The sequence below is a fragment of the Candidatus Obscuribacterales bacterium genome (genome assembly GCA_036703605.1).
Lineage (GTDB): Bacteria > Cyanobacteriota > Cyanobacteriia > RECH01 > RECH01 > RECH01.
Map to the genome: position 1 here is coordinate 1 of DATNRH010000852.1, position 2,476 is coordinate 2,476.

At 53.9% G+C, this 2,476-nt stretch carries 1 protein-coding gene and 1 tRNA gene; one reads left to right on the forward strand and one right to left on the reverse strand.

Features of this window, described 5'->3' with window-relative positions; all coding sequences use genetic code 11:
- Window positions 1-25: 25 nt before the first annotated feature.
- Complete coding sequence (locus V6D20_17585; GenBank protein HEY9817596.1) at window positions 26-1,351, reverse strand: ABC transporter ATP-binding protein; 1,326 nt, start codon at window positions 1,349-1,351, stop codon at window positions 26-28.
- 266 nt (window positions 1,352-1,617) lie between these two features.
- Between V6D20_17585 and V6D20_17590 the strand changes: the two genes are divergently transcribed.
- Window positions 1,618-1,699 (forward strand) — tRNA-Leu (locus V6D20_17590).
- Window positions 1,700-2,476 lie beyond the last annotated feature (777 nt).

Genomic DNA, 2,476 nt, shown 5'->3' on the forward strand with positions numbered 1-2,476 from the left:
CAGATAGGTTAGTTGTCCAGGTAGATTAGGCGATCGCATTCTCAGTATCGGGGTCAAATAGATGTAGCTTATCCACCGCGATCGCCAGCCAAAGCTCTTCACCAATCGACACCGGTCGATCCGGTTCGATGCGAGCCTGGAGGGTGATGCGATCGCTAACCGTGCCGTGCCCCAGACGTACGGATAAGTAGGTTTCGCTGCCCAACGCCTCTACCCGTTCCACTGTCACCGGCAGGTTTTTGGGTGCCGGGACACTCACACTCAGGTGTTCAGGACGAATACCCAAGAGTAGCGATCGCCCGTCATAGCGGCGCAGGGCATCTTCCCAGGTATCGGGAATGGTCAGGCGAAAGTGATTGTGGGTGATCAGCAGCGGTGCGGTCACGGCCACGGTCAAAAAGTTCATGGGCAAGGTGCCGATAAACTCCGCGACAAAGCGATTGACGGGATGGTTGTACAACGTCAGCGGCGCGGCCAGTTGCTGAATTTGCCCCGCGTTCATCACGGCAATGCGATCGCCCATGGTCATGGCTTCGGTTTGGTCGTGGGTCACGTAAATGGTGGTGATGCCCAGCCGCCGCTGGAGGTTCACAATTTGCGATCGCGTCTCAATTCGCAACTTGGCGTCTAAGTTAGAGAGCGGTTCATCCATCAAAAACACCGCTGGATTGCGTGCCATGGCTCGTCCGAGGGCTACCCGCTGCTTTTGCCCACCGGAGAGCTGCTTGGGTAGGCGATCGAGCAACTGCTGGATCTGCAGCATTTCCGCCACCGTTAGCACCCGTTGATCAATAGCCCGCTCCGTGGACGACCAGTAGCGCAGTAATCGCGGTAGGGGACGGGTTGCAGCCACCAATCCCTTTTCTAGCCAAGGGGGAAGCGATCGCTGATCGTCCGCCTTTTGGGGATCGACCAACGAATTAGCCGCGCGCCGCAAGCCAAAGGCCAAATTGTTGTAGACCGTCAAGTGGGGATAGAGGGCATAGTTCTGAAATACCATGGCAATATCCCGCGCCTTGGGTGGGAGCTCATTGACCAAGCGATCGCCCACCCAGATATTGCCGCCGGTGAGGGTTTCGAGCCCCGCAATTAACCGCAGCAGCGTACTTTTGCCGCAGCCCGATGGCCCCACTAGCACCATAAACTCGCCGTCATGAACCGTGAGCTGAATCCGTCGCAGCACAGACACATGACTCTGCCGTTTGTCAGCCGACTCCTCCACTGGGTCAGCGATCGCAGCAACGGGAGCAGCTCCATCGCTCACCATTGCCCCGCCAGATGGGCGTGCGCTGGTCTGCCCTGCCCGGTGGGAAAAACTTTTGTACACGTTCTCTAGAACGACTTTTGCCACGATACCTTGTCACTTGAATGTGCTCCGCCTATTGTCTCCTATTCCTCCGGCTTCCGCACCCCCAGAGATGGCGACCTTGCCCAAATGGAGCGATGAACCGATCCATGGGCCGCCTAAGGACATCAGTTATGCACACAGGATCCAGCAATGCCTCAGTTTGTGGAGTGTTGCAGTCCACACCCCAACGAAGGTTTTCATCCTCCAATGAATTCTCAAAAAAAGTTGCGCTATTTTCCCCGACCTTTGCTAGGATAGGAAAGCAATACGCGGATGTGGCGGAATTGGTAGACGCGCTAGATTTAGGTTCTAGTTTCGCAAGAAGTGAAGGTTCAAGTCCTTTCATCCGCATACTTGACCCGTTTAATGAGGCGCAAGCTTGGTGAAATCATGCCGCGCCAGTGAGTCTTGATTGAGACAGGGTATGATTCATCGAGGGATATCGGGTGTCTAATAGGTGAGGTGATTCCAGCATGGTTCTATGCTGTACGCTGCAATAGGCTCGGCCCGAATGGCGTCTGTGATTCCTTCGATCGTGCCGTCTAAGCTGCCATGTCATTCAATTCTAGTGTCTAGAGAGCGATCGCTCCTCATGTCTCTCTAGGGCAAACATAATCTTGGCACAGTAAACCCGATCTAAAGCCGTGCGTAGAATTGCCGGTAGATTGGGTACTCTAACTACATCCATCCTGTCGATGGTGCCTCGGTTATCTAGATCACACCAGAACGATTGGTCGAAACCTAGAGCCGCCTTGCGTCCAAGACACGACAAAGGCGATCGCGTTACTGTAGAACTAGCAGGCGGTCTATGAATGACCCTTCCCTCAGGTTTTCCTGTTGTACGTGCCTCCTCAAGATCCTCTAGCTCCCCCAGTCAAGATGAGGATCGCCATTAATGTTCCCCTTTATATTCCCTGTTTGTTAGATGTGTGGCTGCATCTTCTCTTGACCATCCCGCTCTTCACTGACAGACTCTTTCATCCCTATGACTATCCATCTCAATCGAATCCTGATGCTTGATCTTGAGCATCAACATCAGCCATTGCAGGAAAAACTTCAAGCGGCGATGCAGGAGGTGATGCTCAGCGGAGACTATGTTCTTGGACAAGCCGTGAATGAGTTTGAGAT